The organism is Streptomyces sp. NP-1717 (assembly GCF_022695985.1).
GTDB lineage: Bacteria > Actinomycetota > Actinomycetes > Streptomycetales > Streptomycetaceae > Streptomyces.
Window position 1 is genome coordinate 1 of the sequence record NZ_JAAPBF010000335.1, and the last position, 5,524, is coordinate 5,524.

The 5,524-nt window shown below is 71.8% G+C and carries 6 protein-coding genes; 1 reads left to right on the top strand and 5 read right to left on the bottom strand.

The features are described 5' to 3' along the window. Positions 1-42: 42 nt before the first annotated feature. From GXP76_RS33680 to GXP76_RS33695, 4 genes are read right to left on the bottom strand one after another with little or no spacing between them, the layout of a single operon-like run. Positions 43-723 (bottom strand): response regulator transcription factor, encoded by a 681-nt coding sequence (locus GXP76_RS33680; protein WP_242575422.1) that lies wholly within the window; start codon positions 721-723, stop codon positions 43-45. Continuing rightward, entirely contained in the window at positions 720-1,997 is a 1,278-nt protein-coding gene (locus GXP76_RS33685; RefSeq protein ID WP_242575423.1) for a sensor histidine kinase, read from the bottom strand. Before GXP76_RS33685 ends, GXP76_RS33680 begins: the two co-directional genes overlap by 4 nt. Positions 1,998-2,056: 59 nt before the next feature. Continuing rightward, positions 2,057-2,875, bottom strand: coding sequence for an ABC transporter permease subunit (locus GXP76_RS33690; RefSeq protein ID WP_242575424.1), 819 nt, complete (start codon positions 2,873-2,875; stop codon positions 2,057-2,059). After that, positions 2,872-3,831: an ATP-binding cassette domain-containing protein gene (locus tag GXP76_RS33695; RefSeq protein WP_242575425.1), complete on the bottom strand. Its 960-nt coding sequence runs from the start codon at positions 3,829-3,831 to the stop codon at positions 2,872-2,874. The genes GXP76_RS33690 and GXP76_RS33695 overlap by 4 nt, the downstream gene beginning before the upstream one ends. 221 nt (positions 3,832-4,052) lie before the next feature. On the opposite strand from GXP76_RS33695, the gene GXP76_RS33700 reads away from it, so the two are divergent. Further along, positions 4,053-4,598: an N-acetyltransferase gene (locus tag GXP76_RS33700; protein WP_242575427.1), complete on the top strand. Its 546-nt coding sequence runs from the start codon at positions 4,053-4,055 to the stop codon at positions 4,596-4,598. 54 nt (positions 4,599-4,652) lie between these two features. Here the strand turns inward: GXP76_RS33700 and GXP76_RS33705 are convergent. Beyond that, positions 4,653-5,524 (bottom strand): type IV secretory system conjugative DNA transfer family protein (locus tag GXP76_RS33705; protein ID WP_242575426.1); only part of this gene is annotated, 872 nt, incomplete at its 5' end.

Consider the following 5,524-nt stretch of genomic DNA (forward strand, 5'->3'; position numbering starts at 1 on the left):
CCATGTTCGGGGGCTGAGGCATTTCTGCGTTCAAGACTCTTTCTACGACGGACGGACCAGCTTCGCCTCGTACGCAAGGATTACCGCCTGGACGCGGTCGCGTGAGCCCGTCTTCGCGAGAATGCGGCCCACATGCGTTTTCACCGTCGACTCCGCGAGGTGGAATCGGGACGCGATCTCGGCGTTCGTCCAGCCCTGGCCGATGACGGTGAGGATTTCGCGTTCCCGGTCGGTGAGCGGCGCGACGCCCGGGTGGGGATCCTCGGGCGTCTCCGTGCGTTCGGAGCCGTCCGCCGCGGGGAGACGGTGCGCGTACGCGTCCAGCAGCCGGCGGGTGAGGCTCGGTGCCACCACCGCGTCGCCGCTCGCGACCGCGCGGATGCCGGACAGCAGCTCCTCGGGGAGCGCGTCCTTGACGAGGAAGCCGCTGGCTCCGGCGCGGAGCCCCGCGTACGCGTACTCGTCGAGGTCGAAGGTGGTCAGGATGAGTATCCTCGTACGGCTGCCGGCCGCGACGACACGGCGGGTCGCCTCGATGCCGTCCAGACCCGGCATGCGGACGTCCATCAGGACGACGTCCGGGTGGAGCCGGGCGATCAGCCGGACGGCCTCGGCGCCGCCGCCGGCCTCTCCCACCAGGGTCATGTCGTCCTGGCTCTCCAGCAGCATGCGGAAGCCCATGCGTTGCAAGGGCTGGTCGTCGGCGATCAGTACGGTCGTCACAGCCGTTGGTCCTCGTCGTTCGGCAGATGCAGGTGGACCCGCCAGCCGCTGTCGGGCGGCGGCAGCGGTCCGACGTCAAGTGTGCCCGCGTACAGGGCCGTTCGTTCGCGCATGCCGGTGATGCCGCGTCCCCCGGTCCCTGTCGGGGTCGTCGGCCTGCCGGTGTCCGTGATCTCCGCCGTGATGGACCCGGGCGTGCGGCTGAGCGTGACCCTCGCCGTGGCGCCGGGACCGCCGTGCTTGAGGGTGTTCGTGAGGGCTTCCTGGACGACGCGGTAGACCGTGAGCTGGCGTCCCGTCGGGGCGGTTTCGAGGTCGCCGGTGACCGTGACGTGCACCGGCAGGCCCGCCGCCCTTACGCCGTCGATCAGTTGGTCCAGTTCGCCGAGGCCGGGCTGTGGTGACAGTTCGGCGGGGGCGCCGTGCGGGGCGTCGTTCTGGAGGATGCCGAGCAGGCGGCGCAGTTCCGTGAGTGCCTGGCGGCTGGTGGTGGCGATCGCGTCCAGGGCCTCGGTGGCGCGCTGCGGGTTCTTCTTCGCCGCGTACGCGCCGCCGTCCGCGAGCCCCGTGATGACCGAGAGATTGTGGCCGAGGATGTCGTGCATCTCGCGGGCGATCCTGCTGCGTTCGGCGGCGGCGGCGAGCTGGGCCTGCTGGTCGCGTTCGATCTCCAGCTGTCTCGCCCGCTCCCGCAACGAGGCCGTGTACTCCTGTCTCGTACGCACCACGATCCCCAGCATCGCCACAACCGCGTAGCTCGTCAGGGACGACTGGAGGGGTATCACCCAGCCGTCCTCCGGGAAGCGGGCCGCGGCCACGACGAGGGGGACGGCGAGCAGCGGTGCGGCCAGGCCCAGTTGGCGCACGGGCAGGCGCAGCGCGATGTTGAAGACGATGATCAGCTGGCAGAACACGGCGATCTGGAGCCCGGTGCCCGACCAGGCCTGCAGCAGGGCGAACGGCAAGGTCGCGAGCAGCATCGCCAGGGGCCGCGTACGGCGGAGCGGCACGGTCAGCGGGAAGCCCACCGTGCAGACCGCCGCCGCCCATATCGGTGCTTCCGGGCTGGGCGCGACCGATCGCCAGCCGCCGCCGGCCAGGTCGACCGTGCCCGCGAGCAGCAGACATCCCGTCAGCAGCAGGTCCCAGACGGTCGGGTGCGAGGCGTCGAATCCGCTGATCCGCTGGGCCGCGCGGTTGATGAGGTGGGTGAGCGATCTGTTGCCGCCTTCGGCGCCGCCGTCGTACATCCCGCTCACCCGTGCCCTGCTCATCCCCGTCCCCTCATTTCCCGACCCTCATCGCTGCGCCCGCGCCGCCCGTTCCCCCATCGTCATACATCGCGTCGTCTGAGCAGCCATCCCGCCGCTCCCAGTGCCGCCGCCGCCCACAGGCACAGGGTGAGCAGGGCCGTCCCGTCCGACAGTCCCCCGTCGACCGGCCCGACCGCGCCGAGGGATTCGGAGGCGCGGGCCGGGAAGTACGTGACGGCGCTCTTCACGGCGTCCGACGGCACCGCCGACAGCACCTCCGGCAGGATGACCACTCCCGCGAAGAACGCGCCGATGGCTCCCGGTACGGAGCGCAGCAGCGCGCCGAGGCCGAGGCCCAGCACACCGAGGAGCGTGAGCGCGACCGCCGTGCCCGCTACGGAGCGGGCGATGCCCGGATCGGTGAGGGAAGCGCCCATGTCGGTGTCCGAGAGGAAGAGCTGGGCGAGGAGGAAGGTCGTGAAGACGGTGATCGTGCCGATGACGAGCGTCACGGCGGTGAAGACGGCGGCCTTGGCCCACAGCACGGGCAGCCGCCTGGGGACTGCGGTGAGCGAGGCGCGGATCATGCCGGTCGAGTACTCGCCCGCGCTGAACAGGACGCCGAGCACCGTGAGGATGATCTGGCCGAACTGGATGCCGATCAGGGTGAGGACGACCGGATCGCCGACCCCTCCGGCGCCCCCGCCGGCCGGCTCCTGGCTGACGGCCATGACCAGACCGGTGGCGAGGATGAGCGCCGATGTCGCCGAGAGCGTGACCCAGGTGGAGCGCAGGGTCCAGAACTTGTGCCACTCCGAGCGCAGGACGCGGGCCGGTGTGACGCCGAGGCGGGTGGGCGTGACGCTCGTGGCGTCCGTGGTGACTCGCGCGGTGCTCATGCCGCCGCTCCTGTGGGTGCGTCGTGGGTGGTGGTGCCGGCCTGGTACTCGACCTCGTCGCGTGTCAGGTCCATGAACGCCTGCTCCAGCGAGGCGGTGCGCGGCGTCAGCTCGTACACGGGGACGGCGTGGGTGGCGGCGATACGGCCGATGTGCGCCCCGTCGACGCCCCGGACGTCCAGTTCGTCGGGGCGGGCGCCGGGTGCGATCTCGATGCCGGGGCCCGCGAGCAGCCCGGCGAGTGTGCCGGCCTCGGGGGTGACGACCTTCATGGCCGCGATGCCCGAGTCCCGTACGAAGTCGGCCACCGTCGTCTCGGCGAGCAGCCGGCCGCGGCCGATGATGATGAGGCGTTCGGCCGTCAGCGCCATCTCGCTCATCAGGTGGGAGGAGACGAAGACCGTACGGCCCTCGGCGGCGAGGGACTTGAGGAGGTTGCGGATCCACAGGACGCCCTCCGGGTCGAGGCCGTTGACCGGCTCGTCGAGGATCACCGTGGCCGGGTCGCCGAGCAGGGCGGCGGCGATGCCGAGGCGCTGGCCCATGCCGAGGGAGAAGCCCTTCACGCGGTCTCCCGCGACGTCGGTGAGGCCGGTCAGCTCCAGGACGTGCCCGACGCGGGAGCCGGGGATGCCGTGGGTGTGGGCGAGCGCCATCAGGTGGTGGCGGGCGGTGCGGCCCGGGTGGACGGCGCGGGCCTCCAGGAGGGCGCCGACCTCGTGGAGCGGGGCGGTGTGCGCGGCGTAGGCGCGCTCGCCGACCGTGACGGTTCCGGCGGTGGGGGCGTCGAGGCCCAGGATCATGCGCATGGTGGTGGATTTGCCGGCGCCGTTGGGGCCGAGGAATCCGGTGACGGCGCCGGGCTCGACAGTGAAGGTGAGGTCGTCGACGACGGTCTTGCCGGTCCCGGCGCTCTTGCCGCCGTAGCGTTTGGTGAGTCCCTTGGCCTTGATCATGGCTTCGACGGTAGGCAGCGGGCGGCTTCGGAACGTCGGACCGGGGACGGGTGACGCGGACGCCGCGTACTACCCCGGTACGACGAAACCCGTTTGTGCACGGCGGCGGTGGCGCGGAGTATCGCGGAATGGACCGGACGAATCGCGCGGAGCGCGCCGTACCTCTAGTGAAGACCGAAAGCGGCGTGCGTGCCGTTCCCGCTGTGCGTGCCGCGCGTGCCGTGCGTGCCGTGCGCACGGACGAATGGGCGCGGGCGAAGGAGTTCCGGCTGGACGCCCTGCGGGATCCGGTCGCGCCGATCGCCTTTCTCGAAACGTACGAGGACGCCGTTCAGCGCCCCGATTCCTTCTGGCGCGAGCGAACGGAGCGGTCGGCGCGGAGCGCGTCCGTGCGGCAGTTCGTGGCCGAACTCGCGGACGGTGGGTGGGCCGGTTCCGTGGTGGCGCTGGTCGAGCGGCGGGGCGCGGCCGATGCCTTCGACGGCCTGAGCGCGCACGACCAGGCGCACCTCGTCGCCGTGTACGTACGGCCCGAGCACCGGGGCGCCGGTGTGCTGAAGGAGCTGTTCGACGCCGCCACCGCGTGGGCGTGGTCGCTTCGGGAACCCCGGGTCGAGCGGGTGCGGCTGTATGTGGATGAGCGGAACGGGCGGGCGCGCGGCGCGTACCGCAAGCTCGGATTCGAGGCGACCGGGGAGACCGTCCTGGTCGACGACGAGCCCTCCGCACGGGAGTTGGAGCTCGCGGTGTCGCGGCCACGGGACTGAGCAGTGGGCTTGAGCAGCGGGCTTGAGCGGACCAGATCGGCTGAAACCGTCTGCTCAGGCAGGCAGTTCCTGGTGCGGCCAGCGGTCCCGGCCCTGCTCACGCGAGCGCAGCAGGACGAGCGCGGGCATCCCCTGCTCGTCGCCCTCGGCCAGCAGCTCGGGCAGCGCGGGCAGTGGCGCCACCGCTGCCACGTCATCGAGGACCAGGGACATTGGTGGGTCGAGCCGACCGGCGGATGACCGTGCGGCCATGCGGCGGCCGTGCTCGACCACGTGCGAGGTGAGAGCGGTGAGCAGCGGCATCGCTCCCGGGCGTGTGCGCGGATCTTCGATCGGCTCACCCACCACGTAGAGCGTTCCCCCCTCGGCACGAAAAGAATCCAACGCGAGCGAGTCGGCGCGATTGGGTGTGCACGCCTCACGGATATGGACGGACGACAGGGAGGCCAGCGCACGGGTCGTCAACTCCTGTGCGATGTCCCGGCGTTCGGGGTACGCGGTGAGCGCGGACTCCAGCAGGCCCGCGAGCCCGGAGGCGGCCTTGGGGTGGGTACGCAGCAGCCGTACGGCTTCGTGGGCGTTGCCGCCCTGCGCCCAGCGGTGCACCTGCTTGAACGGTCGTGAGTCCACGGCCGCGGCATGCAGCCAGCAGCGCAGCAGGGTCTGTGCCGTGTCGGCCATCGCGGCGTCGAGGCGGGCCAGCGGCCGGACGGGCGCGAGCAGCGCGGCGGCACGCGCGGCGGCGGTGTCGGCGTCCTCGCAGCCGGAGGTCGGGGACCAGTGGAGGCGGGCCGGGGTGTCGCAGAGATGGCCGGGGTCGTAGACGAGGACGGGGCCGAGCTTGGCCCGGGCGTCCTTGGTCTCGGCCCAGACGCCGGTGTCGGAGGTGACGACGAGCGCGGGGCCCTCGGCGTCCTGGATGGCCT

Coding starts and splice junctions, on each gene's coding strand:
- GXP76_RS33685 (WP_242575423.1), bottom strand. CDS start 1,997: ATGAGCAGGGCACGGGTGAGCGGGATGTACGACGGCGGCGCCGAAGGC.
- GXP76_RS33695 (WP_242575425.1), bottom strand. CDS start 3,831: ATGATCAAGGCCAAGGGACTCACCAAACGCTACGGCGGCAAGAGCGCC.
- GXP76_RS33690 (WP_242575424.1), bottom strand. CDS start 2,875: ATGAGCACCGCGCGAGTCACCACGGACGCCACGAGCGTCACGCCCACC.